This is a genomic window from Acidimicrobiales bacterium (genome assembly GCA_035316325.1).
Classification (GTDB): domain Bacteria; phylum Actinomycetota; class Acidimicrobiia; order Acidimicrobiales; family VFJN01; genus DASXTK01.
Map to the genome: position 1 here is coordinate 1 of DATHJB010000210.1, position 24820 is coordinate 24820.

Annotated in this window: 25 protein-coding genes, 1 tRNA gene and 1 pseudogene; 16 read left to right on the plus strand and 11 right to left on the minus strand. The window is 72.9% G+C overall.

Annotation, left to right across the window (positions count from 1 at the left end):
- The coding region (locus tag VK611_26995; protein HMG45010.1) for a hypothetical protein at positions 1 to 832 on the plus strand (832 nt) is incomplete at its 5' end.
- On the plus strand, positions 829 to 1122 hold the full coding sequence (locus VK611_27000; GenBank protein ID HMG45011.1) for a hypothetical protein: 294 nt from the start codon (positions 829 to 831) through the stop codon (positions 1120 to 1122). The genes VK611_26995 and VK611_27000, both read left to right, overlap by 4 nt.
- Before the next feature lie 197 nt (positions 1123 to 1319).
- On the opposite strand, the gene VK611_27005 is transcribed toward VK611_27000, so the two are convergent.
- Entirely contained in the window at positions 1320 to 2483 is a 1164-nt protein-coding gene (locus VK611_27005; GenBank protein HMG45012.1) for a Coenzyme F420 hydrogenase/dehydrogenase, beta subunit C-terminal domain, read from the minus strand.
- Between the two features lie 244 nt (positions 2484 to 2727).
- On the opposite strand from VK611_27005, the gene VK611_27010 reads away from it, so the two are divergent.
- The 4 genes from VK611_27010 (at position 2728) to VK611_27025 (ending at position 7675) form a co-directional block, all read left to right on the plus strand.
- Positions 2728 to 4203: an LCP family protein gene (locus VK611_27010; protein HMG45013.1), complete on the plus strand. Its 1476-nt coding sequence runs from the start codon at positions 2728 to 2730 to the stop codon at positions 4201 to 4203.
- 134 nt (positions 4204 to 4337) lie between these two features.
- Entirely contained in the window at positions 4338 to 4718 is a 381-nt protein-coding gene (locus VK611_27015; GenBank protein HMG45014.1) for a phage holin family protein, read from the plus strand.
- An 82-nt stretch (positions 4719 to 4800) separates the two neighbouring features.
- On the plus strand, positions 4801 to 6537 hold the full coding sequence (gene argS, locus VK611_27020) for an arginine--tRNA ligase (GenBank protein ID HMG45015.1): 1737 nt from the start codon (positions 4801 to 4803) through the stop codon (positions 6535 to 6537).
- A 154-nt stretch (positions 6538 to 6691) separates the two neighbouring features.
- Positions 6692 to 7675 (plus strand): zinc-binding dehydrogenase, encoded by a 984-nt coding sequence (locus VK611_27025; GenBank protein ID HMG45016.1) that lies wholly within the window; start codon positions 6692 to 6694, stop codon positions 7673 to 7675.
- 18 nt (positions 7676 to 7693) lie between these two features.
- On the opposite strand, the gene VK611_27030 is transcribed toward VK611_27025, so the two are convergent.
- The 4 genes and pseudogenes from VK611_27030 to VK611_27045 all read right to left on the minus strand — a co-directional run bounded on the left by VK611_27030 (position 7694) and on the right by VK611_27045 (position 11964).
- Positions 7694 to 8380, minus strand: a complete 687-nt coding sequence (locus VK611_27030) for an alpha/beta hydrolase (GenBank protein ID HMG45017.1) — start codon at positions 8378 to 8380, stop codon at positions 7694 to 7696.
- Between the two features lie 34 nt (positions 8381 to 8414).
- Positions 8415 to 10550: a prolyl oligopeptidase family serine peptidase gene (locus VK611_27035; protein HMG45018.1), complete on the minus strand. Its 2136-nt coding sequence runs from the start codon at positions 10548 to 10550 to the stop codon at positions 8415 to 8417.
- A 102-nt stretch (positions 10551 to 10652) separates the two neighbouring features.
- Positions 10653 to 11387, minus strand: a complete 735-nt coding sequence (locus VK611_27040; GenBank protein HMG45019.1) for a Clp protease N-terminal domain-containing protein — start codon at positions 11385 to 11387, stop codon at positions 10653 to 10655.
- 109 nt (positions 11388 to 11496) lie between these two features.
- A pseudogene (locus VK611_27045) lies at positions 11497 to 11964 on the minus strand (SDR family oxidoreductase).
- Between the two features lie 22 nt (positions 11965 to 11986).
- On the opposite strand from VK611_27045, the gene VK611_27050 reads away from it, so the two are divergent.
- On the plus strand, positions 11987 to 12319 hold the full coding sequence (locus tag VK611_27050; GenBank protein ID HMG45020.1) for a hypothetical protein: 333 nt from the start codon (positions 11987 to 11989) through the stop codon (positions 12317 to 12319).
- Here the strand turns inward: VK611_27050 and VK611_27055 are convergent.
- The 3 genes from VK611_27055 to VK611_27065 form a co-directional block, all read right to left on the minus strand.
- Positions 12316 to 13191 carry an arylamine N-acetyltransferase gene (locus VK611_27055; GenBank protein HMG45021.1) on the minus strand — a complete coding sequence of 292 codons (876 nt, stop codon included), beginning with the start codon at positions 13189 to 13191 and terminating at the stop codon, positions 12316 to 12318. The two genes, VK611_27050 and VK611_27055, sit on opposite strands and share 4 nt — an antisense overlap.
- 80 nt (positions 13192 to 13271) lie before the next feature.
- Positions 13272 to 13343 (minus strand) — tRNA-Arg (locus VK611_27060).
- Between the two features lie 25 nt (positions 13344 to 13368).
- Complete coding sequence (locus VK611_27065) at positions 13369 to 14526, minus strand: DUF4185 domain-containing protein (GenBank protein ID HMG45022.1); 1158 nt, start codon at positions 14524 to 14526, stop codon at positions 13369 to 13371.
- A gap of 124 nt (positions 14527 to 14650) precedes the next feature.
- On the opposite strand from VK611_27065, the gene VK611_27070 reads away from it, so the two are divergent.
- Positions 14651 to 15019, plus strand: a complete 369-nt coding sequence (locus tag VK611_27070; protein ID HMG45023.1) for an STAS domain-containing protein — start codon at positions 14651 to 14653, stop codon at positions 15017 to 15019.
- On the opposite strand, the gene VK611_27075 is transcribed toward VK611_27070, so the two are convergent.
- Positions 14988 to 15998, minus strand: coding sequence for a hypothetical protein (locus tag VK611_27075; GenBank protein HMG45024.1), 1011 nt, complete (start codon positions 15996 to 15998; stop codon positions 14988 to 14990). The two genes, VK611_27070 and VK611_27075, sit on opposite strands and share 32 nt — an antisense overlap.
- A 51-nt stretch (positions 15999 to 16049) precedes the next feature.
- Here VK611_27075 and VK611_27080 point away from each other — a divergent pair, with 51 nt between their 5' ends.
- From VK611_27080 to VK611_27095, 4 genes are all read left to right on the plus strand, one after another.
- Positions 16050 to 17192, plus strand: a complete 1143-nt coding sequence (locus VK611_27080) for a histidine kinase (GenBank protein HMG45025.1) — start codon at positions 16050 to 16052, stop codon at positions 17190 to 17192.
- A complete protein-coding gene (locus VK611_27085; protein HMG45026.1) occupies positions 17189 to 17851 on the plus strand; it encodes a response regulator transcription factor in 663 nt (220 codons plus the stop codon). The genes VK611_27080 and VK611_27085 overlap by 4 nt, the downstream gene beginning before the upstream one ends.
- 87 nt (positions 17852 to 17938) lie before the next feature.
- Complete coding sequence (locus VK611_27090; GenBank protein HMG45027.1) at positions 17939 to 18922, plus strand: ABC transporter ATP-binding protein; 984 nt, start codon at positions 17939 to 17941, stop codon at positions 18920 to 18922.
- Positions 18919 to 19656, plus strand: coding sequence for an ABC transporter permease (locus VK611_27095; protein ID HMG45028.1), 738 nt, complete (start codon positions 18919 to 18921; stop codon positions 19654 to 19656). The genes VK611_27090 and VK611_27095 overlap by 4 nt, the downstream gene beginning before the upstream one ends.
- Before the next feature lie 53 nt (positions 19657 to 19709).
- Here VK611_27095 and VK611_27100 read toward each other — a convergent pair whose 3' ends face one another.
- On the minus strand, positions 19710 to 20294 hold the full coding sequence (locus tag VK611_27100) for a superoxide dismutase family protein (protein HMG45029.1): 585 nt from the start codon (positions 20292 to 20294) through the stop codon (positions 19710 to 19712).
- A gap of 97 nt (positions 20295 to 20391) precedes the next feature.
- Positions 20392 to 22062 carry a DUF885 domain-containing protein gene (locus VK611_27105; GenBank protein ID HMG45030.1) on the minus strand — a complete coding sequence of 557 codons (1671 nt, stop codon included), beginning with the start codon at positions 22060 to 22062 and terminating at the stop codon, positions 20392 to 20394.
- A gap of 118 nt (positions 22063 to 22180) precedes the next feature.
- On the opposite strand from VK611_27105, the gene VK611_27110 reads away from it, so the two are divergent.
- The 4 genes from VK611_27110 (at position 22181) to VK611_27125 (ending at position 24757) form a co-directional block, all read left to right on the plus strand.
- On the plus strand, positions 22181 to 22828 hold the full coding sequence (locus VK611_27110) for a hypothetical protein (GenBank protein ID HMG45031.1): 648 nt from the start codon (positions 22181 to 22183) through the stop codon (positions 22826 to 22828).
- Positions 22829 to 22924: 96 nt separating this feature from the next.
- Complete coding sequence (locus VK611_27115) at positions 22925 to 23383, plus strand: hypothetical protein (GenBank protein HMG45032.1); 459 nt, start codon at positions 22925 to 22927, stop codon at positions 23381 to 23383.
- Entirely contained in the window at positions 23380 to 23826 is a 447-nt protein-coding gene (locus VK611_27120) for a hypothetical protein (protein HMG45033.1), read from the plus strand. The genes VK611_27115 and VK611_27120 overlap by 4 nt, the downstream gene beginning before the upstream one ends.
- Entirely contained in the window at positions 23819 to 24757 is a 939-nt protein-coding gene (locus VK611_27125; protein HMG45034.1) for a hypothetical protein, read from the plus strand. Before VK611_27120 ends, VK611_27125 begins: the two co-directional genes overlap by 8 nt.
- Positions 24758 to 24820 lie beyond the last annotated feature (63 nt).

Genomic DNA, 24820 nt, shown 5'->3' on the forward strand with positions numbered 1-24820 from the left:
CACCGGTCAGCCGACCCAGGCCGGCGCCCCGGCGACGCCGGGCCAGGCGGGTCAGCCGACCCAGGGCGGTGCCCCGGGGTCGCAGGGCCAGCCCGGTCAGCCCGGCTACGGGTCGCAGGCCGCGCAAGGCAGCTACGGGACTCAGGCCCGGCCCGGTCAGCCGGCCCAGGGTGGCGCTCCGGGGACGCCGGGTCAGGCCGCACAGCCCGGCTACGGGGCTCAGGCTCGGCCCGGTCAGCCGGCCCAGGGCGGTGCTCCGGGGACGCCGGGTCAGGCCGCACAGCCCGCCTACGGGGCTCAGGCCCGGGCCGGGCAGCCGGGTCAGGCGGGCTACGGGCAGCCGGGGCAAGCCGCGGGGTACCGGTTGCCGGGTCAGGCGACGGCGAACGGTCCGGCCGCCGGGTACAACCAGGGCTACTCGTCGTCAGGCGGCTACCAGGCGCCGGGGAGCGGGTCGTCGGGCGGCTACCAGGCCCAGCAGCCCGCCTCGGCCGGGAGCTCCGACCGCACGACGCTGCTGATCGCCATCGCCGTCGTGGCCGTGGCCCTGTTCATCATCCTGGCGGCGCTGATCTCCCGGCAGAGCGACGACGGCGCCCAGAGCTACACCGCCGAGATCCGCAGCGACTTCGTCGGCGCCTGCTCGGACCGGCCCGGTGCGACCGAGGAGGCCTGCCGGTGCGCGATGACGAACGTCGAGCAGACGGTACCGTTCGACGACTTCAAGGTGTACGCCGACCAGCTCCGCGAAGACCCCACCGCTGCCCAGCCCGAGTGGCTCACCCGTGTCGTCACCGACTGCACCACAGGAGACGCATCCGTCTCGTCATGATCGCGAGGAGCCTGGTCGCTGGGACCGTGGCCCTGTCGTTGTGCGCGTGCGGCGGCGGCGACGGCGTCGACGGCTACAGCGCGGATCTGCGGGCGCGCTTCGTCGTCGACTGCGTTGCCCAGGGCACCCCACAGGACCAGTGCGAGTGCCTCTACGACGGGCTGGAGGAGGAGATCCCCTTCGAGCGCTACGAGGAGCTCGACGAGTCGATCCGCTCCGGCTCCGGCGACATCCCCACCGACATCGCCGATCTCGCCGCCACCTGCGCCACGACCCCCGCCACCGACTGACCGACTGACGGGGTTGCGAGGCCCCAGCCTCCCGGAGCGCGGCCATCGGCTCGGTCGGGTCCCCCGTGGTGTTGTCGGGCTGTCGCGATCGTTGCGGTGCCGAGCGACCGTTGCGGTTCGTCGGCGCCGCAACGACCGTGTGGCACCGTGATGTCGGGCGGTCCTGGCCGCGGTCCGCAAACCGAACGGCGTTGCGGCTAGGCCTTTGCCTTCGCAGGGACCCGGGGGTCGTCGACAGCGAAGGACGGCCAGCGCTCGCGGGACTTGGCGGCGAGCTTGTGGAGGAGGGCGATCGCGCCGGGGTCCTCGTCGCCGGGGCGGGCGATGATGGAGCCGTCGGCGATCATGCGGCTGATGATCTCGCGGCCGAGGTCCGTGCGGACGATCGTGAGCGTCCAGTCGTTGTCCTTGCCGATGCCGCCCGTGGAGATGTCGGCGTGCTCGGCGGCGAAGTCGGGGCAGTGGGTGCAGCCCTCACGGGTCCAGGCGTGGCACTCCTTCAACGGGATCTCGTGGTAGGCCCCGTCCCGCATCCAGATCTGGAAGACGCCCTTGATGTTCATCTTCACGATGTCGGCCCGGTCGAGGTCGTACTTCGTGAGGAACAGCTCGTCGAAGATCGAGTCGTCGAACGTCTTCGAGCACAGCAGCCCGATGTTGAACAGGAACGGCTTGCCGATCTTGCCGGCCTTGCGGCTCCACAGCATCGGTGGCACCGACGACTGGCACGACATCCCCACCAGCGCCAGCCGGGACAGCCCCCGCTCCAGCGCCTCGTCGATCGCCAGCGTGTTGGCCGAGTAGGTGTAGCGGCTGCCGGCGCCGTTGAGGATGTCGTCCTTCGACACGGCCACGCCCGGCTTGGCCTTCCAGCTCTTGCCGTCGCCTTCCAGGTACGACACGAGGGCGCCGTCGATGTAGTCGTTCTCCCGGGCCCAGATCAGCAGCGCGGAGACGAGGCCGCCGTCCTGGCCCATGCTGTGGACCATGTCGTCGCTGGCCCGCACCAGCAGGATGTCCTGGTAGATGCCGGACACCTGCCCGGGCTCCCGGACCTCGCCGAAGAGGTGCTCGTCGGCCTGCGGCTCCCAGGCCCGGAACCGGGGGCAGGCCCGGGTGCACGACGTGCAGCCCTTCTCGCCGTGGATGCAGTTGTCGAGGCCCAGCTCCTCCTCGAGGTGGAACGGCTTGTAGGCGCCGGGCTCGTGGGTGTAGCCGATGACGTCGTGCGGGCAGGCGATCACGCAGCCCGCGCAGCCGGTGCAGAGCCCGCTCTCGACGACCTCGGAGTACAGCTCCTTCCACTGCGCCGTCCAGCGGGCGGGCTTCGCAGTGGGCGCTGCCGTCTCGGTCACAGCCATGGGGCGAATGTAACGGTCATGCGAAGCCATGGCCCATTGGGGCGGCGGCGGGGTGGTTGGTGGGCTATCCCGGGTGTCTCCTGTGGGCCGACTCGGGAACGACATCGCTACCCGGGGCGCGCAAACGCTGCGCACAGTGCGCGGTACGCTTCGTCCCTTCATGCCTCGTGACCGGGACCGCCCCCCGTACCGAGCCGCACACGCCCGCCGTGGTGAGCACAGCGACCCGCGCGATCGGCGACACGTGCGCATCGACGCGCCCGCGCCGCGGCGTCCGAACCGGGCCGAGCGGCGGGAGAGCCGGGGTCGACGCAGCTGGGTCGAGCGGTCGGTCCTCGGGCTCGGGGTCCTCATCGTGGTCCTGGCCCTCGGTGCGACCGCCGTCGCCGCCTGGCTGGTGCGGTCGCTGGGCGAGATCGACCGCTACGACGACGTCACCGTCGACGCGGCCGCGGCCGGCGAGCCCCGCAACTACCTGGTCGTCGGAAGCGACAGCCGGGCCGCGAGCGCCGACGGCTCGTCGGACGTGGTGCAGGGCCAGCGCAGCGACACGATCATGGTCGTCCGGCTCGACCCGGCCACCGACCACGCCGACATGCTGTCGATCCCCCGTGACCTGCGGGTGCCGATCGCCGGCACCGGCGAGGAGGCCCGCATCAACTCGGCCTACTCCCAGGGCCGCGAGGTGCTGCTCGACACGCTGCGGGAGAACTTCGGCATCGACATCAACCACTACGTCGAGGTCGACTTCCAGGGCTTCAAGCAGCTCGTCGACGCGATCGACGGCGTGTCGATCTGGCTCGACGACGCCATCCGCGACAAGTCGTCGGGGCTCTACGTGACCCAGCGTGGCTGCGTCACGCTCGACGGCGAACAGGCGCTGGCGTTCGCCCGGTCCCGCCACATGCAGTACATGACGCCCAGCGGGTGGAGCCGCCAGGACCCCTACGCCGACCTGGGCCGCATCCAGCGCCAGCAGGTGTTCATCCGGCGGGCGCTCACCAAGTCGCTCCACGCCGCCAAGTCGAACCCGCTCACGTTCAAGGACCTCGTGTCGATCGGCGTGGGGAGCGTCGGGATCGACAACGACACCGACCCGCTGGCGCTGGCCCGCCAGTTCAAGGACTTCGACACCGAGAACCTCACCACCTACTCACTGCCCGTGCAGGACAGCGGCGACCACGCCACGGTGGTGATGGACCAGCGGGCAGCCGAGCCCATCCTCAACGTGTTCCGGGGTCGCGACCCGGAGGAGATCTCGCCGGCCACGATCACCGTGCGGGTGCTCAACGGGACGGCGGTGCCCGGTCGGGCTGCCGAGGTGGCCGCCAGCTTCGAGGGGGCCGGCTTCCGGATCAGCACGCCCGACAACCTCGAGGCGCACGCCCGCACCACCGTCTACCACCGGCCGGAGGAGGCCAACGTGGGGCGGGAGGTGGCCCGCTACATCAACGGCGGGGCCGACGTGAGCGCCCGTGACGACCTCGACATCCAGCCCGGCGAGGTGGTCGTGGCGATCGGCGACGACTTCACGTCGGTCACCGACGAGGCTGCGCCGCTCGAGTCGACGACGACCGCTCCGCCCGCAGACGGCGAGGGCGAGTCGGCGTCCGGTGGGTCCGACGCGACCACCACCACGACCCGCCCGGCCCAGACCCCCGGCCTGGCGCTCGAAGAGTTCACCGTCGGCGACCCTCCCCCCGGCGTCGACTGCGACTGACGCCCTCCCGACCGCTTACGCCCCCGGAGGGGCTGTGCGGTCGGGTGGATCGTCGATGGTCATGCCCGACGACTACCCGATGGCCCCACGTGGGTACACACGGGGCAGCCGGGGTCTGAAGGAGGCGACAAGCCATGAAGGACAGGACCATCGACATCCGGGAGCAGTCCGAGCCTCAGCCGACACGCTCGTTCGGCGACGTGTTCGGCGAGCTCAGCCACGAGCTCAACCGGCTCGTGCACAGCGAGTTGCAATCCGCGAAGGACGAGCTGCGCGCCGACGCGCCGACCACCGGTCGCGCGAGCGTGCTGCTCGGCGGCACCGCAGCCGCGGCGGCCTTCAGCCTGTTGTTCGTGTCGATCGCCGTGGCGATCGGCCTGGCCGAGCTGATGCCGCTGGGGTTCGCGTTCCTGGTGGTCGGCGTGGCGTACGGGCTCGGGGCGGCGGCGCTCTACCAGCGTCGCCAGAACGAGCTGGCGCCACCTCTCGAACCGGTCGACGGCAACAACTACTGACGTCGACCGTCACCTACGCCGGAGGCCGGCCGGGACGCGATCTCGTTCCGGCCGGCACTCCGAGTGTCGGTAGCGTGGGTAGGTGCCTGGACTCGAAAGCCTGCTGACCGAGCGCCTGAGCGCCGCGTTCGCCGCCGTTGCCGGCGAGCCGGTGGACCCCACGGTGCGCCGCTCGCAGCGAGCCGACTTCCAGGCCAACGGGGCGCTCGCCCTGGCGAAGCGGCTGGGCCGCAACCCCCGCGAGGTCGCGGGCGAGATCGTCGCCGCGGCGGAGGCGGGCGGGCTCCGGGAGCTGGTGGCCGACGTCGAGATCGCCGGGCCCGGCTTCCTCAACCTGACGCTGTCCGACGCCGCGCTGGGCGAGCTGGCCGCGTCGCTGGTCGGCGACGAGCGGCTGGGCGTCGCTCCGTCCGACGAGCCCGACGTGGTGGTGGTCGACTACTCGGCACCCAACGCCGCCAAGGAGATGCACGTCGGCCACCTGCGCTCCACGATCATCGGCGACGCCATCGTGCGGCTGCTCGAGTGGCGGGGCCACACGGTGATCCGGCAGAACCACATCGGCGAGTGGGGCACGCCGTTCGGCATGCTGATCGAGCACCTGCTCGACGTGGGCGAAGCCGAGGCGGCCCAGGAACGAACGATGGGCGACCTCAACGCCTTCTACAAGGCGGCCCGCCGGAAGTTCGACGCCGACGAGGCGTTCCAGGAGCGGTCGCGGGCGCGGGTCGTGCTGCTGCAGAGCGGCGACGAGGACACGCTGCGCCTGTGGGAGCTGCTGGTGGAGCAGTCGAAGACGTACTTCCTGTCGGTCTACGAGCGGCTCGACGTCCGCCTCGACGAGGGCGACTTCGCCGGCGAGAGCATGTACAACGACCAGCTGGCGGCGACAGCCGAGGAGCTCGCCGAGCGCGGCCTCCTCCGGGAGGACGACGGCGCCCAGTGCGTGTTCCCCGAGGGTTTCCGCAACCGCGACGGCGACCCGCTGCCGATGATCGTCATCAAGAGCGACGGCGGCTTCGGCTACGACACCACCGACCTGGCCGCCTTGCGCTACCGCACGCACGACCTGAAGGCCACCCGGCTGCTGTACGTCGTCGGCGCGCCCCAGCAGACCCATTTCGCCATGCTGTTCGAGATCGGCCGGGAGGCCGGCTGGCTCAACGACTCGGTGCGAGCCGAGCACGTGTCGTTCGGGTCGGTCCTGGGCACCGACGGGAAGATGCTGCGGACGCGGGCCGGGGCGTCGATCAGACTGATCGAGCTGCTCGACGAGGCCGTCGCCCGCGCCGCCGCCGAGGTGGCGACCCGGAACCCGGACCTGCCGGCCGACGAGGCCGCCGCCGTGGCCGAGGCCGTCGGCATCGGGGCCGTGAAGTACGCCGACCTGTCGACCGACCGCAACAAGGACTACGTCTTCGACTACGACCGGATGCTGTCCTTCGACGGCAACACCGCCCCCTACCTGCAGTACGCCCACACCCGGATCCAGTCGATCTTCCGGCGGGCGGAGGTCGCCCCGGAGGCGTGCACGGGGCCGATCGTCGTCGCCGAGCCGGCCGAGCGGGAGCTGGCGATCGAGCTGCTGTCGCTGGCCGACCTGCTGGCCGACGTCGAGCGCGACCTGGAGCTCCACCGCCTCTGCACCTACCTGTACGGCGTGGCGACGGCGTTCACGTCGTTCTACGAGCACTGCCCGGTCCTCCGCGCCGAGGACGAGTCGGTGCGCGCCAGTCGCCTGGCGCTGTGCGCGCTGACGGCCCGCACGCTGGCGCTCGGCCTGAGCCTGGTCGGCATCAAGGTCCCCTCCCGCATGTAGCGAGCGGGTAGACCCATCGAAACTTCGACAGGAATGGTCGCCATGGCGCCATCTCTGTCGAGATTTCGGGGTGTCGCGGTAGGTCTTGGGGCCTAGGTCGAAATCGGTCTGCGGGCCGATGGCGGCCGGTGCCGGCGGTCGTAGCGTCCTGGCCATGCACGCCATCCGCCTCCACGCCTTCGGCCCGGCCGAGAACCTCGTGTACGAGGAGGTGGGTGACCCCGAGCCCGCTCCCGGTCAGGTGCGGATCGCCGTGCGGGCGGCCGGCGTCCACCTGCTCGACACGATGATCCGCAGCGGCGGCCAGGGCGGGCCGTTCCCGCTGCCCGACCTGCCGGCCATCCCCGGGAGGGAGGTGGCGGGGGAGGTCGATGCCATCGGCGCCGGGGTCGACGACCGTTGGCTCGACCGCCGCGTCGTCGCCCACCTGGGGATGGCCAGCAGCGGCTACGCCGAGCTGGCGGTGGCGCCGGTCGAGTCGCTGCACGAGCTGCCCGACGGGCTCGCCTTCGACGCCGCCGTGGCCATGATCGGCACCGGGCGCACCACGCTGGCCATCCTGGAGGTGGCCCAGCTCACCGCCGACGACGTGGTCCTCGTCACCGCCGCGGCCGGCGGCATCGGCAACCTGCTGGTGCAGGAGGCGCACAACGTGGGCGCGTTCGTCGTCGGCGTGGCCGGCGGGCCGCAGAAAGTGGAGCTGGTGGAACGCCTCCGCGCCGACGCCGCCGTCGACTACCGAACGCCGGAGTGGCCATCCGCCGTGCGCGAGGCGCTCGGCGGGCGGGACGTCACGGTGTCGTTCGACAGCGTCGGCGGGGAGGTCGGTCGGGCCGCCATGGACCTGCTGGCGCCGGGCGGGCGGTTCGTGATCTACGGCTGGTCGTCGGGGAAGCCGACCGAGCTGAGCGCCGGCGACATCGTGGCGGCCGGGATCACCGTCACCGGGGCCATCGGGCCGCGCGTGCTGCAGCGCCCGGGCGGCATGCGCGGCCTCGAGACCGCGGCGCTCGCCAAGGCAGGGTCGGGGGACTGGAAGCCGTTGGTCAGCGACCGCTTCCCGCTCGCCGAGGCTGCCGCCGCCCACCGGGCGCTGGAGAGCCGCGGGACGGTCGGGAAGGTCGTCCTGGTGCCCTGAGGCCCTCGGCCTCGGCCCCTAGGACATGCCGAGGAAGTCGATCGTGGCGTCCATGAAGCGGAAGTCCTTGGGTGTGGCGAAGTGGTCGGTGCGGGGGAGGACCACCAGTCGGGCGTCCGGGAGCGCGTCGACGAGGGGGTCGCCGGGGCCGGCGAAGTCGTTCTCGCCGATCACCACCAGCGTCGGGCACGTCACCTTGGCGAGGTCGTCGGGATCGAGCGGGCCCTGGTGGTGGTCGAGCAGGGCGGCGAGGGCCAGCGGGTCCGACTCGGGGTCGTCGGCCAGGGCGGCGAAGTAGCGGGCCACGGGGTTGGTCCGGTCGACCTCGCCCCGCAGCGCCTGCTGGATCAGGTTGTCGCCGCTGCCCTCCCGCAGCAGGTTCGCCCCCGCGCCGGCGACGACCAGGCGCCGGAACCGCGACGGGTCCTCGATGGCGAGGCCCAGCAGGATGCGGGCGCCCAGCGAGAACGCCACGGCGTCGACCGGCTCGGCCGGCAGCTCGGCCGCGACGAGCGGGCCCAGCTCCCGGTACGCCACGGGGTCGTGGGGCTTGGCGGACGAGCCGTGGCCCAGCAGGTCGGGCGCGATGACCGTGCGGCCCATGTCGCCGACGATGTCGATCCACCCGTTCTCGCCCCACGTGCGGGCCGCCGATGTCCCGAACCCGTGCAACAGCAGCACCGGCGGCGCGTCACCGTCCGTCATGTCGCTCCCCCTTCGGTCGCCGCCAACCTAGGTGTCAGTCGCTGCCGCTCCCCAACTTCTGCCAGAGGAACTCGAGCACCAGCGCCCACATGACCGCGGCCTGCTCGTTGTCGGCCGCGGCGCCGTGGCCACCCTCGATGTTCTCGTAGTAGCGCACGTCGAGGCCGAGCTCCGACGCCCGGGCCATCATCTTGCGGGCGTGCCCGGGGTGCACCCGGTCGTCGCGGGTGGAGGTCACGAACAGGACCGGCGGGTACGTCCGACCCGCCTCCAGCAGGTGGTAGGGCGAGAACGTCTGCAGGAACGCCCAGTCGTTCGGGTCGTCGGGGTCGCCGTACTCGGCCATCCACGACGCCCCCGCCAGCAGCAGGTGGTAGCGCCGCATGTCGAGCAGCGGCACCTGGATGGCGATCGCTCCGAACAGCTCGGGGTAGTTGGTGAGCATCACGCCCATGAGCAGTCCGCCGTTGCTGCCGCCCTGGATGCCGAGGCGCTCGGGGGTGGTGATGCCCCGGTCGACCAGGTCGCGGGCGACGGCGGCGAAGTCCTCGTAGGCCCGGTGGCGGTTCTCCCGCAGGGCCGCGATGTGCCACGTCGGGCCGTACTCGCCGCCGCCCCGGATGTTGGCGACCACGTAGGTGCCGCCCCGTGCCAACCAGCCCCGCCCCATCACCGCGCTGTAGGAGGGGGTGAGGGGGATCTCGAAGCCGCCGTAGCCGGTCATCAGCGTGGGGCCGGTGGCCGGGCTGGGGTCCTCGGGGCCGACGACGAAGTAGGGGATCTGCGTGCCGTCCTCGGAGGTGGCGAAGTGCTGCCGGGCCACGACGCCCGTGGCGTCCCAGCGGCTCGGCGCCCGCTTGAGCACCTCGACCGCCTCGGGCTGCCCGACCACGCCCCGCCGCAGCGTCGACGGCTCGGTGAACGACTGCGAGTCGAGGAAGAACTCGTCGTCCTCGTAGGAGTTCGTGCCGACGACCTGGGCCTCCACCAGCTCCGGGACCCCGGGCACGGGCGCCTTCGCCCACTCGGTGCCAGCGGTGCTGCCGGCGTCGCTGTCGCCGTCGCTGTCGCCGTCGCCCGACGGGGGCGGCGTGAGCACGTGGAGCTGCGACTTCACGTCGGACATCGTCCCGACCACGAGGTGGTGCCGCGTCCAGACGTCGTAGCTGAGCGACGTGTGCTCGTCGGGCTCAAACAGCACCGTGAGGTTGCGGTCGCCGGCGAGGAAGTCGTCGAAGCGGACCGCCAGCAGGGAGCCGGCCGGATACTCGCTGCCGCCGACCGCCCACGCCGTGCGCAGGCTGATCGTGAGCCACTCCCGGTGGACGCCGGTGGTGGCGTCGTCGGGCACGTCGACCTTCACCAGGCTGCCGTCGGGCCGGAGCACGAACTCCTCGCTGGTGAAGAAGTCGGGGGAGCGGCCGACGAAGTCGCGCTCGAACCCCTCGGTCGGGTCGTGGGAGGCGTAGACGGCCACGTCGTCGGGCTTGCCCTCGAACACGACGACGGCCTCGTCGAGCGACGTGCCCCGGGTCCAGCGCTTGGCGATGCGGGGGTAGCCGGAGGACGTGAGCGAGCCGGGACCGAAGTCGGTGCCCACGTAGAGGTGGTCGACGTCGATCCAGCCGACGCTGGTCTTCGCCTCCGGGAGCGTGAACCCCTCGGGGGCGGGGACGAAGGCCCGCTCGTCGAGGTCGAACTCGCGCACGACGTTGGCGTCGGCGCCGCCCCGCGACAGCTCGATCAGCCCCCGCCGGTACTCGGGCCGCAGGACGGTGGCGCCCTGCCACACCCAGTTCTCATCCTCGTCGGCGGCGAGGGCGTCGAGGTCGAGCAGCACGTCCCACTCGGGTTCGTCGTTGCGGTAAGACTCGAGCGTGGTGCGGCGCCACAGGCCCCGGGGGTGGGCGGCATCTCGCCAGAAGTTGTAGAGGTGCTCGCTCCGGCGGGCGACGTAGGGGATGCGGTCGTCGGCGTCGAGGGCCTCGAGGATCTGGGCCTTGAGCTCGTCGTAGCGCTCGTTGCCGGTCAGCTCCGCGAAGGCGTCGGCGTTGCGGGCCCGCACCCAGTCGAGCGCGACGTCACCGGTGACGTCCTCCAGCCAGAGGTACGGGTCGTCGCTGTCGGTCGCGGTGTCGGCCGGGGTCGGCTCCGGGCTCGGATCGCTCATCCCGCCATCCTGCCGGGTCTTCGACCCCCGCCGTGCACGACGCCGGGCATCCGGGTGCGGAGGTCGAGCAGGTTCTTCGCCCGCTGACCGGGCGGGGCAGGGTCAGGGCCCCTTGCCGACGAGGGCGGAGAGGGCGGCGATGATCTTGGCCTCCGTGGCGGGCTTGTCGAGGCCGAGGTCGGTGAGGGTGCCGGCGCCGTCCTCCTGCTCGAGGAGGGCGAGGAGGATGTGCTCGGTGCCGATGTAGTTGTGGCCCAGCCGGAGCGCCTCGCGGTAGGTGAGCTCGAGGGCCTTCTTGGCCTCGAGGTCGTAGGGGACCAGGCCGGGCGGGTCGTCGGAGCGAGGCGGGAGGGCGGCCGCCGCCTGTGCCCGGACGTCGTCGAGCGAGATGCCCTGCTCGACGACGGCGCGGCCGGCGATGGCCCCGGGCTCGGCGAGGAGGCCGAGGACGAGGTGGACCGGGCCCACCTCGTCGTTGCCCGCGGCCCGGGCCTCCTCGTGGGCGGCCATCACCACGTTCTTGGCCCGGGGGGTGAAGCGCCCGAAGCCCTCGGCGGGGTCGAGGTCGGACGGCGAGCCGGGGTCCTTGGGCAGGAAGCGCTTGCGGGCCGCCTGCTTGGTCACCCCCATGCTGGTGCCGATGTCGGTCCACGACGCGCCCGTCCGCCGGGCCTGGTCCACGAAGTGGCCGATGAGGTGGTCGGCCACCTCGCCCAGGTGATCGGCGGCGATCATGGCGTCGGTGAGCTGGTCGAGCGGGTCGGAGTGGACCTTCTTGATGGCGTCGATCATGTCGTCGAGGCGGATCGGCGGCGGGGCCGGTGTCGTGGGTGCCATGTCGACAACCTTAGGTTGTCGTGGCGTCGATCGACAACCCCGAGTTGTCGCCGGGTGCCGGGCGGCGGCCCCCGTGGCGCCTCCGGCTCCGCGATTCACAGGACAGGGCCTAGACGGGGCCGCCGTAGAGGTCGAGGGTGCGGGCCATGCCGCCGTCGGCGCTGATGGTCTCGCCGGTGACGAAGCGGGCGGCGTCGGAGGCGAGGAACACGACGACGTCGGCGATGTCGTCCGAGGTGGCCCAGCGGCGCAGCGGGGTCTGGGCCTCGACGCCCTCCACCACGCCGGGGATCGCCTTGTTCTTCGCCCACAGGTCGGTGTCGACGACGCCCGGCGCCACGCCGTTCACCCGGATGCCCGACGGTCCCAGCTCCATGGCCAGCGAACGGGTGGCGGCGTCGAGGGCACCCTTCGACGCCGCGTAGGCCGCCCGTCGGGGCGTCCCCACCAGGCCCGACACCGACGAGAGGTTCACGATCGACCCCCGCCCCCGCTCGACCATGTGGGGCACCAGCCCGGCGATCAGCAGCAACGGCGCCCGGACGTTCACCGCCAGCAGCCGGTCGATCAGCGCCGCATCGGTGTCGACGGGGGTCGCCGTGGAACAGGTCGGCCGCCATGGCCGTGGGGAGCCGGGCGGCGACGGCGGCGTTGTTCACGAGGACGTCGACGTGGCCCAGGGCGTCGAGGGCCTGCCGGGCCAGCTCGGTCGGTGCGACGGGGTCACTCAGGTCGGCGGGGAGGACGACGGGGTCGTGGTCCAGCTCGGCCGCGACCGCCGCGAGCCGCTCCTCGTCCCGGGCGACCAGCGCCACCCGGGCACCGGCCCGGTCGAGCGCCCGTGCCGTCGCCGCCCCGATGCCACGGGAGGCCCCGGTGACGACGGCAGTCCGCCCGGCCAGCGAGAACGGTTCCATGCCGGCGACCCTTAGGAAGATCCGGCGGCGAGCCAGGCCTCGTGGGCGGTGCGGAGGCGGGACCAGAGGCGGTGCCGCTCGTCGGGGCCGACGTCGGGGAGCGACATGCCGAACACGTCGGCCAGCGCCGCGAACCACTCCGCCTCGGTCTCGATGGTGCGCTCCCACGTGTCGGCCGAGTCGGCCGTGTGCCCCAGCAGGCAGCCCTTGAGGAAGTCCACGCCGGTGGCGTCGCGCCGCTGCACCGAGCAGATCCGCACGAAGCCCGACTCCGGCGACGTCCACAGGAACTCGTGGCGCTCGGCGAAGTGGTCGACGGTCGCCTGCCAGGGTGCGAAGTCCATGCCGACGAAGCTGCCCTTGGGGTCGTGGTCGAGGCGCCAGCCGCCCGGCTCGACCTCGGACGGCCGCAGCTCGAACCGGTACGGACCCTGCACGTAGGTGCCCTCGTGCAGCGGCAGCGGGTCGTGGATGGCGTCGCCGAGACCGGTGTCGACCAGCCAGTCGCCGGACGGGCAGTCGTCGGTGGGCAGGCCGTGCACGGTGAGCGCCAGGTGGTTGGCGACGGCCGAGCCCGGCGGGCCGTCGGCGGCATGCCCCTGGACGCCGGCCCGGTGCCACACCACGTCGAACCCCAGGTCGGCCAGCAGCAGCGAGAGGGCGCCGTTGAGCTGGTAGCAGTAGCCGCCCCGCCCGCCCACCACGAGCGCCGCCGAGTCGTGCGGGTCGATCGTCCGCCACCGCTCGAGGTGGATGTCCACGGTCTCGTACGCCACCCGCTCGACCTGGGCGCGGTGCAGGGCGTGCAGCGTCGCGACGTCGGCGTGCGCCGGCCGACGGTCGAACCCCAGGCGTCGGAGGTACCCCTCGGTGTCGAGTCGTGTCATGGTCGGCGCAGGGTACCCAGCCGCCACGCGACCGCGTCCGCAGCCGGCGGCAAGTCTTCGCCCGGGCCGACATTGAAGGGCGCCCCCGGCGTGACTCGAACACGCGCACACGGCTCCGGAGGCCGATGCTCTATCCACTGAGCTACGGGGGCTGGCGTCCCTGAGGACTGGGAAACCCTAGCGGACGGCGGGTTGGCGGCCGACAGTGGTTCGCATCAGGTAGACGTTGTAGGGCTCCCACAGCGACATCGTGAAGTAGAGGTCGGCGTCGCCGGAGCTGGCCGACCACGGGTGGATGAAGCCGCCGTAGAGGCCCGGGTGCTCCCGGCTCGTCGCCAGCACCTGGAGCGCCGACCACGGCCCCGTCGGCCAGTCGGCGCTGCGCAGCACGATCGACCGCTCACCACCCGCAGGCGGGCTGACCACGTGCAGCATCGTCCACTGCCCCAGGTAGGCGTTGTACTGCACCGACAGCTCGCCCACCGGCGCCGGCACGATCGGCACCGCGTCGGCCAGGCCCGGCGACCACGCCGCCCCGTCCCAGTAGCGGTAGGCGGCCGGATGGAGCAGATCGGGCTCGGGCACCCGGGCCAGCCGCACGTCGCCGCCCCGGCCCGACGGCGTGCCGAACACGTACACGAAGCCGTCCGACCGGGCGTAGGCGACCATCTGGAACGTGTCGCCCACGCCCGTCCGATTGGGCCAGCGGGCCTCCGGCGACTTCACCCAGGTGTCGCCGTCGTCGTCGGACCAGGCGATCCCGGAGTAGTTGGTGGTCCACCGGCCGTGGGTGATCCACTGGCGCACCGACATGTAGTGGACGTAGTCGCGCCCGCCGACGGCGATGCCGGCGGTCGGGACCACGGTCACCTCGCTGCCGTCGACCTTGCGGCTGGCGAGCAGCTCACGGGCCCGGCCCCGGTCGTCGTGGGCGAAGCTGTCGACGGTCATGCCGTCGGCCAGGTCGCGGTCGCGGCTGTAGGCGAGGGTGTTGGAGCGCCAGGCGTCGGCGGCGGGCGACGCGACCGTGCCGTGCCCCGCCCACTGCGCCCCGAACGTGTCGCCGAACGCCGCCAGGATGTCGCCGGAGCTGCCCTCCCACAGGATGCCCAGGTCGGTGCCCTTGATCTGCCAGCGCCGGTCGGTGCGGTTCAGCGACGACGCCCCCGTCACCGCGGCGACCAGCGTCGCCGGCGTGGCCACCGCCACCTGGCGCACCGCCAGCATCCGGCTCGCTCCCGCCGGCGTCGGGGCGTGCGCTCCCGAGGCCAGCTGGCAACCCGCCAGCACGGCCGCCGTCGACAGTCTCCGCAACCTCCGCCCGAGCCCAGCCACCAGGGACCATCATGGCAGTGCGGCGTGCACGGAGCGTTTCCTCTTCGTCACGGGTGGGGAGGGTCGGACGTCAGGGCCGTGGTGCGGTCGCAGCGGCTGGGCCGGGAGGGGACGGGGAGGGGACATGGACGGACGGGTGACCAACGACCCGAGCGACGGTGAGCTCGGTGGCGAGCCCGTCCTCGTGGTGTCCCTGGGTCGGGAGGGCACGTCGGTGGAGCTGACGGTGAACGGCGACCTCGACCTGCACGGCTCCGGCCAGCTGCGGGCCGGCATCGAGGCGGCGCTGGCGCTGGGTGCCGTGGAGGCCGTGGAGGTCGACCTGCGGGGCGTCAGCTTCATCGACTCGTCGGGCCTGCAGGCGGTGCTCAACAGCCGCGACGCGGTCCACGCCGCCGACCTCGAGTTCCGCATCGTCGGGGTGTCGCCCACCGTGGCCCGGGTGGCCGACATCGCCGGCCTCACCGACGAGCTGCAGCTCCACGATCCCTGACGTCGCTGGTGAGCGCCAGGGCGATGGCGCCGACCGCGAGGCCGAGGGCAAGAGCGGTGCCGACCCGGTCGAGGTTCGGGGCCAGGGTGGTGGGCAGGACGGGCTTGGTGAACACGTCGAGGCGGCGCACGGCCCAGCCGGCGACCGCGGCGATCGACGCCAGGCCCGCCGGCACCGCCCAGCGCGGACGGCGGCGGAGCGCCACGGCGACGACCGCGCACACCAGCCCTATCGCCGGCACCCCGAACCGCAGGACGCTGCGGCCCGCCTCCTCGGGGATGGCGAGCTGCTCGGCCCCGGCGACGACCACGGCGACGAGGCAGCCCACGCCGCCGGCCGCTCGGGCCGCGGTGGTGTGCGTCCAGCGTCGGCCGGCCAGCCACACCGCCCCGGCGACTGCGAGAACCCCCAGCGCCGCCACCCACGGCCACCAGCCGACGCCCGGCTCGTAGCGCAGCACGCCGTCGATGGTGACGGGCTCGCCGTCGACGAGCAGCTCCACGTTCCACGACTGGATGTCGTCGCCCCGCGCCACCCCCGGCGTCTGGGGCGACATCCAGTGGATGCGGTGGTCGTGCCAGGCGTAGGCGCCGTCGTCGGCGACCCGGCGCCACTCGGGCTCGGCGTCGGGGTCGACGCCGGCGGGGACCTCGGCGTCGCCGTAGCGGGTGGCGTTCGTGTAGGTGGCGGGGGAGTTGCGGTTCTCCCACACCGTGCCGTCGTCGGCGAAGCGGAGGTAGGGCTCGTCGTCGTAGCCGGTCACGGTCGCCTCGTGGCCCGGCGCCACCCGCAGCTCCAGGAAGGCGTCGCCGCCGACGACCGACGCCTCGACCGCCGGGGTCGCAGGGGTGACGCCGGTGATGGTCGAGCGGTAGTCGGTGGGCCGCGGCGGGTCGGCCGCCGCGGGCGCGGCCGTGAGCACCAGCGCCGACACCGCCGCGAGGGCCGCGGCGACGCAACGAGGGAGCAGAGGCCGCATGTGGCCCCTATTTACTCATAGTGGCGGAGGTGTAGCGATACCGTCCTCCGGATGATCGAGCAGGGGCCGGCGTGGAGCCAGACCGACGCGCTGCGGCGCTACGTGCCCGTCGCCGCCGGGCTGACCGTCGTCGGGGCCCTGCTGAGCGCCCCCGGCGAGGCGCCCGAGAACGTGGTGGCGGCGCTCGCCGTGGTGCCGTTCGTGGTGTGGGCGTTCGTGTGGCGCTCCATGCCGACGCTGCTGCTGGTGGCGCTCGTCAGCGGGGCCGAGTTCGCCGCGCTGAGCTCCGGCGAGCTGGAGCCGCTGCTGTTCCTCATGTGCGTCGTGAGCGCGGTGGTGGGCACGTGGGAGTCGTCGTCGCGCCTGATGGTCGCCGGCGCGGGGCTGGCGTTGGCGACGCCGGTGCTGATCGAGGCCCTGTTCCCCGACGACGTGCTCTACGGGGTCTGGATCATGGGCATCCTGCTGTCGCTGCTGCTGCCGCGCAGCTTCCGCTGGCAGCTCACGCTGGTGACCGAGCTGGCTGTGGCCCGGGAGGAGCTCGTCCGCCAGGCGGCGCTCGACGAGAAGCGGGCCATCGCCCGCGACGTGCACGACCTGGTGGGCCACGGCCTCGCCGCGGTGCTGCTGAACGTGACCGGCGCCCGCCACGTGCTGCGCCGCGACCCCGACGCCGCCGACGAGGCGCTGGCCGACGCCGAGACGATCGGGCGCCGCAGCCTCCAGGAGCTGCGCCGCACCATCGGGGTGCTGCGGGAGACCGACGGGGCGGCCTCCGAGGCGCCCGTGCCCGGCGCCGACGGGCTCGCCGACGTGGTGGCGTCGGCGCAGGCGGCCGGTCTCGACGCGGCGCTGCGCACGCTGGGTGACCTGGGCCGGGTCGACCCGATCGTCGGGTTGTCGCTGCACCGGGTGGTCGAGGAGGCACTGGCGAACGCCCGCCAGCACGCCCCTCGGGCGGTCACCGACGTGCTGGTGGCGGTGGAGGGCGACGCCGTGGTGATGACCGTCGACAGCGTCGGTCCGCTCCGGGAGCCCGAGCCGGCCGACGCCGACCGCCCCCGCTACGGCGTGGTGGGTATGCGGGAGCGGATGGCGGCGGTGGGCGGCTCGCTGGACGTGGGCCCGACGGCCACGGGGTGGCGGGTGCGCTGCCGCGTGCCGCTCGCGGCGGACCTCGAGGACGTCACGTGATCCGGGTCGTGCTGGTCGACGACCAGGCCATCATCCGCACCGGGGTGGCCCGCATCCTGTCGCCGGCCGACGGGTTCGAGGTGGTGGCCGAGTGCGGCGACGGGCTGGAGGCCGTGGAGCTGGTGACGGGGTCCGGGGCGGGCGTCGACGTCGACATCGACGTGGTGCTGATGGACGTCCGCATGCCCCGCCTCGACGGCATCGAGGCGACCCGGCGCATCCGGGCGCTCGACGACGCCCCGCCGGTGCTGGTGCTCACCACGTTCGACGACGACGAGCTGCTGTGGGCCGCCATCGAGGCCGGGGCTGCCGGCTTCGTGCTGAAGGACACCACCGCCGACGACCTGATCGCCGCGGTCGGCGCCGTCGCCGGGGGCGGCGCCTGGTTCGATCCGGCGGTGGCGCCCCGCGTGCTGGCCACCTACCGCGAGGTGGTCGCGCCCGCCCGGCGGTCGGCGCAGCGGCTCGACAACCTCACCGAGCGGGAGCACGACGTGCTGCGGCTGATCGCCCGGGCGGCCACCAACGCCGAGATCGCGGCGACGCTCCACGTGGGCGAGGCCACCGTGAAGACCCACGTGGGGAGCATCTTCACGAAGCTGGGCGTGCGCGACCGGGCGGCCGCGATCGTCTACGCGTTCGACCACGGCGTCGTGTAGGGGGGAGGGCGTCTCCCCCTCCGGGGGGAGGCGAGGAAGCGACCGTCGGTCGATGTGCGGCGGGGGTGGGATCCGGATGATGGCCCCATGGCACTCTCCACCCTCCAACCCCAACCCGAGGCGCCGCCCCGGCACCCGGGGCGCCCGGCGATCGAGGTCCAGGGACTGACGAAGGCGTACGGCTCGCACCAGGTGCTGGCCGACGTGTCGTTCGCGGTCGGCCAGGGCGAGATCTTCGGGCTGCTCGGCTCCAACGGCGCCGGCAAGACCACCGCCGTCGAGATCGTCCAGGGCCTGCGCCCCCGTGACCGGGGCGACGTCCGGGTCCTCGGCCTCGACCCCGTCGCCGAGCGGCCCCGCCTGCGGCACCTGGTCGGCTCGCAGCTGCAGTCGTCGGCCCTGCCCGACCGGCTCCGGGTCGGCGAGGCGCTGCGGCTGTTCGCCCGCCTGGCCGGCGACGTCGTCGACTGGCGGGCGCTGAGCGACGAGTGGAGCCTCGACCACCTGGAGCGCCGGGCGTTCGGCGCCCTCTCGGGTGGCGAGCGGCAGCGGCTGTTCCTGGCGCTGGCACTGATCAACCGGCCCCGGCTCGTGTTCCTCGACGAGCTGACCCAGGGCCTCGACGTCGCCGCCCGCCAGGAGACGTGGGAGCTCATCGAGCGGGTGCGCGACGACGGCGCCACCGTGGTCCTGGTCACCCACTTCATGGACGAGGCCGAGCGGCTGTGCGACCGGGTCGGCGTGCTCCACGGCGGCCGGGTCGTGACCATCGGTCGTCCGGCCGACCTGATCGCCGCTGTCGGCGGTCCCGTCCACCTGCGCTTCTCGGCCCCGGATCCGTCGCTGTTGGCGGGGCTCGACCGGGTGGCCGGCGTGACCGACGTGACCGTCGACCGCAGCCGGGCCGACGTCGGCCAGCCCGCCGCCGTCGACGTCGCCTGCGCGGCCGCCGCCACCGTCGCCGTGACCGCCGAGATCGCCCACCGCGGCCTCGCCCCCGCCGACTTCGCCGTCGTCCGGCCCTCGCTGGAAGACGTGTTCGTCGCCCTCACGAAGGAGAACCCCCGATGAGCGCTCTCGTCGCCCTCACCCGCACCGAGGCCCGCCTGCTGTCCCGTGACTGGGCCGCCATGGTGTTCGCCTTCGTCTTCCCGCCGCTGACCCTGATGGTGCTCGCCGGCTCGTTCGGTACCGACATGGACGAGGGGTTCGGCAACGTCCTGCCCTCCGACTTCTACGTCACCGGCTACATCGGTGTGCCGCTCGCGGCGCTGGCCCTGATCGGGCTGCCGGTGCTGCTGGCGTCGTACCGGGAGCGCGACGTGCTGCGGCGCTTCGCCGCCTTCGGCATCGGGACGCCCACCGTGGTGGCCGCCCAGGCGCTGGTCACCGGGGTGCTCGTGGTGCTGGCCGCGGCGACCGTGCTGGCCGTGGCGGCGCCGACCTACGGCGTGCCAGCGATGGAGGACCCCCTGGCGGTGACGGCGGCCTTCACGCTCGGGACGGTCACGATGATCGTGCTCGGCGTGGCGCTGGGCCTGTCGCTGCAGACCGCCCGGGGTGCCCAGGCGATCGGCCTGCTGGCCTTCTTCCCGATGTTCCTGCTCTCGGGCGGTGGCCCGCCGCCGGACGTGATGTCCGACGTGATGCGCCGCATCGCCGACGTCCTCCCGCTCACCCACGTGATCGCGGGCATCCGGGACCCGTGGCTCGGCAGCGGCACCGTGGGCGGCCACCTCCTGGCCCTGACCGCCTGGCTGGTCGCCGGCCTCGCCGCCGTCGCCTACCAGGTCCGTCGCCGCTGATCCGGCGCAACTGCGTGGCTCGTGGCTGCCAGAGGGCCACGAGCCACGCAGTTTCAGTTCTCCTCGACGACGCCGCAGGCGATGCGGTCGCCGGCGTTGCCGGTGGCGTGGGTCTTGTCGAGGGCGGCCGGGGTGTTGGGGGTGTACTGCTCCGGGCCGGAGCCGACGGGGACGTTGCCGAGGTTGTCGAGGCCGGCGTGCAGGACGACGGCCCGGCCGCGGAGGTCGTCGAGCGTCAGGCGGCCCGACGAGAACTCGGCCCGGCCGTGGCCGTCGGCGTCGAGATCGACGGGCGGCAGGTCGCCGGCGTGGCCGCCGTGGACCTGGTCGTCGTGGCGCAGGTGGCCGTCGGCCGACGTGAACCAGGTGTCGACGGGCTGCGCCGGATCGGCGATGCAGCCGTCGCCGTTGGCGGGGTCGTCGTTGGCGTGGACGTGGAGCCCGTGGAAGGCCGCGGCCGCGGTTGCGCCGTCGGGCACGTCCAGCTCGACGTCCACGGTGATGCCGCCGTCGTCGCTCTCGAATGCGACGTGGCCGACCTCGGTGCCGTCGGCCGTCCGCAGCACCGCCGACGTGTCAGCCCCGTCCTCCGAGGCCGCCGGCGCCAGCAGCGGCACCAGCAGGGCCCCGGCTCCCACGAGTGCACCCGCAGACACGGCAAAGATGACGGATCGACGCATCTCCTCACGCTATGTGGCCGTCGACCCGGGCTCGGGGACCGAGGGCGTGTCCTGCTCAGAGCTGGGCGAGGGCCTCCCGGAAGGGGTCGAGGCCGAGGGCGCCGAGGTCGAGGGCGGCGCGGTGGAAGGCCTTGAGGTCGAAGTCGGCGCCCTTGCGGCGACGGGCGTCGTCGCGGGCCTCGAGGAAGATGCGCTCGCCCACCTTGTACGAAGGCGCCTGCCCCGGCCAGCCCAGGTAGCGGTTCACCTCGAACCGCAGGCTGGCGTCGGCGATGCGGCAGTGCGCCCGCATGAACTCGTAGCCGAGCTCCGGCGTCCAGCGCTCGCCGGGATGGAACCCGAACGGGTTGCCGACCGGGATCTCCAGCTCCAGGTGCATCCCGATGTCGACGATCACCCGCCCGGCCCGGAAGGCCTGGGCGTCGAGCATGCCCAGCTTCTCGCCCGGGTCGTCGAGGTAGCCCAGGTCGTCCATCAGCCGCTCCGCATAGAGCGCCCACCCTTCGGCGTGGCCCGAGCAGAAGCACATCAGCCGCTGCCAGCGGTTGAGCAGGTCGGACCGGGCCGCCGTCTGGCCGATCTGCAGGTGGTGCCCCGGCACGCCCTCGTGGAACACGGTGGTGACCTCGCGCCACGTCGAGAACGCGTCGATCCCCGCCGGCACCGCCCACCACATGCGGCCCGGTCGGGAGAAGTCCTCGCTGGGGCCGGTGTAGTAGATGCCTCCGTCGCTGGTGGGGGCGATGCAGCACTCCATGTGCCGGACCGGCTCGGGGATGTCGAAGTGGGTGCCGTGCAGCTCGGCGATCGTGCGGTCGGTGAGGGCCTGCATCCAGTCGCGGAACGCCTCCTTCCCGGCGATCCGGCGGCCCGGGTCGCCGTCGAGGGCCGCGACCCCGTCGTCGATCGAGGCGCCGTTGCCGGCGATCTGCGACGACACCGCCCGCATCTCCTCCTCCAGGCGGTGCAGCTCCTCGAAGCCCCAGGCGTAGGTCTCGTCGAGGTCGACCGCCGCGCCCAGGAAGTAGCGCGACGCCAGCGCGTAGCGCTCCCGCCCGGCGGCCTGGTTGGTGCGCCCCCGGGACGCCAGCTCCTCGTGCAGGAACCGGCCCATCTCCCGGGTGGCCGCGGTGGCCGCTTCGGCGGCACCGTCGAGCGTGGTGCGCAGGGCGCCCTCGGCGGAGAGGCCGGCGGCCAGCGAGCGGTAGAAGTCGTCGCCCGCGGGGTCGGCCCAGGTGTCGAACTGCTTGGCGACCGCCACGATCTGCACGTCGGCGCTGACGTGCCCGGCGTCGGCGGCGGCCGCCAGCGTGCGCTTGTACTCCTCCACCAGCCGGGGGATCTCGCCCAGGCGGGCGGCGATGTTGGCGACCGCCTCCTCGCCCTCGGTGGGCATGAGGTCGAACACGCCGCGGGCGTCATGGAGGCCGCCCGCGATCACGTTGACCTCGCTGGTGATCTCGCCGGCGTCGTAGCGCTCCATCCACAGGCCCAGGCGTTCCTGCATGGCCGCCCGGGCGACCCGTTCCGACGGGGCCGACGGATCGAGGGTGGCGAGGGTGGCGAGAGTGCGCCGCTGGAGGTCGGCCTTGGCGGCGTAACCCTCGGGGGAGAGGTCGTCGAGCCGGTCATCGTGGCCGGCGACACCGGCGAAGGTGGCGTCGATGGGGCTGAGCGCCGCCCACTCGTCCACGTACCGGTTGGCGAGGTCGTCGATCTGGGCCATGCCATTGACCCTACGCAGTGGGTGTGACGTTCAAGAGGGCGGCGCCGTGCGCCTATGGCACCTGGTGCCAACGAGTTCGGCGGCGGGGTCGGGAACGGGGGCCGTACCGTCATCTTCGATGGGAAACGCCGCGGCCGGAACGATCTCCACTGAACGGGACCGGGTCATCGTCCCGGCCGGAGGGACGGTCCAGTTCGGTCGCCAGCCGGGCCTCGACCTGCGCATCGGCCACGCGCCCGTGTACGACGACATCGTCCCCCGCCTGGCCGGGAAGGTCTTCGCCCACGACGCCCGGCTGGTGGTCGCCAACCTGGACGACTCCCTGGCGCTCGACATCCGTGTCTCCGGCCGGCCGATGGTGTCGCTGGGCCCCGGCGAGTGGCACTCGCCCCGCGACCGGGCCTACGAGATCGTCATCACCGGCACCTTCACCTACGAGCTCAGCGTCACCGTGAACACGGCGGGCCGGACGACCCACATCTTCGGCCCCGACGAGCCCCTTCCGGCCGAGCCGCCCACCGGCGCCCGGCCGCAGCTCACCGAGCGCCAGCGCCGCATCCTCGACGCCTACGTGGCCCCGCTCGTGGAGGGCGGCCTCGTGGCGTCGCACCAGCGGGTGGCCGACGAGCTGTCGCTCAGCCGCTCGCTCGTGCGCCTGGAGTGCAACCGGATCTGGAGCGAGCTGCTCCTCGCCGGGGTCCCCATGCGCGACCTCGGCGAGGCCCGCGACGAGATCGCCGACGCCTGGGCCCGCCACCGCATCTGACGGCCTGACTCGCACCGGGTGACGGGCGAGGGCATGGCATGGCATGCCAGGCGCAAACCCTTGTCGGTCGGGGTCGGGATCCTTATCGTCCGACAGGTGCCCGCGGCGGAGCGGGCGGACAGGCGGGAGAAACTCATGGAGACATTCCTCGGCATCGGCGCGCTCGCGCTCGCCATCGGCGCCTACGTGGCGTACACGAGCTGGCTCACGAACGGCATCAAGCCACGTACCTTCGACACGGCCCTGCCGGCCGAGCGCTTGCGGGCGTTGTTCGTCGGCCGGGTGGCGCGCATGGGCTGGAAGGTCGTCGACGACGGCAACCCGATGGTGGTGCAGAGCCCTCTGGCCACCGGCATCCGACAGCAGATCGCGTTGAACCTGCGATCGAAGGACGGTCGTACGTCGGTGGTCGTCGGACCGCGGCGCTGGGTGACCAAGTGGGGCGTTCCGAAGAAGGCTCACACCATCCGCATGCGACTCGACGGGTTCGTCGCGGCCGTGCAGGCGGAGGACCGTCAGGTCCACGTCGTGACCGGGGAGCTGCGGGGACGATGATCGTCACGATCATGGGGCTGGCTGTCGTCGGCTACCTCGGCGCCTGCGTCCTGGCCGGCTTCGGCGCAGCGGCCCCACTGGCCGGGTTCTCGGCCGACGGCCCACCGCTGACCCGGCGGTTCGGCGACCCGGTCCCGACCGTGATGGCCGCCTACCTGGCCGCCGCGGCGGCTACGCCGGGCATGCGGGTGGCCGAGACCGCCCGCGACGTCCTGCTGGTGGACTCGCGGCCCACGCCCCGGGTGCTCGGCGGCAACTTCGGCATGGTGATCCGGGTCCGGTTCACATCCGACGGGGACGGCTGCACGGCTTGGGCGGAGGCCATGAACAAGGTGCGTTTCGCCATCCTCGCCAATCACGACGCCGCCTTCGTCCACGCCGAGCGCGCGCTGCGCACGGCGGCGAAGGCGCACGGCCTACGGGAGGTTCTCTCCGGTGTCTGATGACCAAGTTCCGGCGGCGGAGCAGGTGGGAGCGGGCGGTGCTCCCCCTGCTGTCGGACCGGCGACGCAGGGGGTGGAGGCGATCGGCGGGCCACCCCCTGCGACCGGCCCGTTCCCCGCGGCTCCCGGTCCGACGGTGGCGTCCGGGCCGGCGGCGGGGGTCGAGTCCGGGGCGGCCACCGGACCGGCAGGGCGGCGGAGTCGGAGGCGGCGGAAGAGTCGGTTGCACGCGGCGATCGGGTTCGTCACCGATCGGGGGATCCCGTTGCTCATCGCCGTCCTCGGTCTGCTGGCCGCGCTGGCGGGCACCTGGGGCGTGACGGCGACGGCGGACAACAAAGACCTGGAGGACGCCAATTTCTCGCTGGAGGATCGCAGCGACCGGCTGTCGGAGGAGAACGAGGCGCTGGCCGCCGACCTGGACCAGGTGACCGAGGATCGCGACCGTTGGAAGGAGCGGGCCCAGCAGCCCGACGAGCCCGACACGGGCGTCGGCGACGGGCTGAACGGCCCGGACGACCCGGACGAGTCGACCACGGCGACGACGACGCCCCGGCCCGGTCGAACCTCGACCGTGCTGCGGCAGACGGGCAGCACACCGGTCACGTTCGCTGACGACTACGGCATCGACCTCGACACCGATGCGCCCGACTGGGGCGTGAACACGTCCGCGGGCGACCTGGTCCTCCACTACGCCAGCTCGTCCGGAACCAACCTCGGCACCTACGAGATGTCGCTGGTCGACCACGTGCCCACGGAGGCGGAGTGCGACGACGCCACGGTCCTCCAATCCAGGCTCGCCATCGACCAGACCCGTGAAGGCGTGCAGATGTGCGTCAGGACGAGCGAGGACCGCTTCGCCTACGTGCACATCGTCGCCATCGACTACGAGGCGCAGACGATCACCCTCGACCTGATCGTCTGGGAGTGACCAGGAACACAGTGACTCCGCTTCGTAACCTCGCCACGACCCAACGGCTACGGTGGCCGGTGA

Coding starts and splice junctions, on each gene's coding strand:
- VK611_27000 (HMG45011.1), top strand. CDS start 829: ATGATCGCGAGGAGCCTGGTCGCTGGGACCGTGGCCCTGTCGTTGTGC.
- VK611_27005 (HMG45012.1), bottom strand. CDS start 2,483: ATGGCTGTGACCGAGACGGCAGCGCCCACTGCGAAGCCCGCCCGCTGG.
- VK611_27015 (HMG45014.1), top strand. CDS start 4,338: ATGAAGGACAGGACCATCGACATCCGGGAGCAGTCCGAGCCTCAGCCG.
- VK611_27025 (HMG45016.1), top strand. CDS start 6,692: ATGCACGCCATCCGCCTCCACGCCTTCGGCCCGGCCGAGAACCTCGTG.
- VK611_27030 (HMG45017.1), bottom strand. CDS start 8,380: ATGACGGACGGTGACGCGCCGCCGGTGCTGCTGTTGCACGGGTTCGGG.
- VK611_27035 (HMG45018.1), bottom strand. CDS start 10,550: ATGAGCGATCCGAGCCCGGAGCCGACCCCGGCCGACACCGCGACCGAC.
- VK611_27040 (HMG45019.1), bottom strand. CDS start 11,387: ATGGCACCCACGACACCGGCCCCGCCGCCGATCCGCCTCGACGACATG.
- VK611_27055 (HMG45021.1), bottom strand. CDS start 13,191: ATGACACGACTCGACACCGAGGGGTACCTCCGACGCCTGGGGTTCGAC.
- VK611_27070 (HMG45023.1), top strand. CDS start 14,651: ATGGACGGACGGGTGACCAACGACCCGAGCGACGGTGAGCTCGGTGGC.
- VK611_27075 (HMG45024.1), bottom strand. CDS start 15,998: ATGCGGCCTCTGCTCCCTCGTTGCGTCGCCGCGGCCCTCGCGGCGGTG.
- VK611_27080 (HMG45025.1), top strand. CDS start 16,050: ATGATCGAGCAGGGGCCGGCGTGGAGCCAGACCGACGCGCTGCGGCGC.
- VK611_27090 (HMG45027.1), top strand. CDS start 17,939: ATGGCACTCTCCACCCTCCAACCCCAACCCGAGGCGCCGCCCCGGCAC.
- VK611_27095 (HMG45028.1), top strand. CDS start 18,919: ATGAGCGCTCTCGTCGCCCTCACCCGCACCGAGGCCCGCCTGCTGTCC.
- VK611_27105 (HMG45030.1), bottom strand. CDS start 22,062: ATGGCCCAGATCGACGACCTCGCCAACCGGTACGTGGACGAGTGGGCG.
- VK611_27110 (HMG45031.1), top strand. CDS start 22,181: ATGGGAAACGCCGCGGCCGGAACGATCTCCACTGAACGGGACCGGGTC.
- VK611_27120 (HMG45033.1), top strand. CDS start 23,380: ATGATCGTCACGATCATGGGGCTGGCTGTCGTCGGCTACCTCGGCGCC.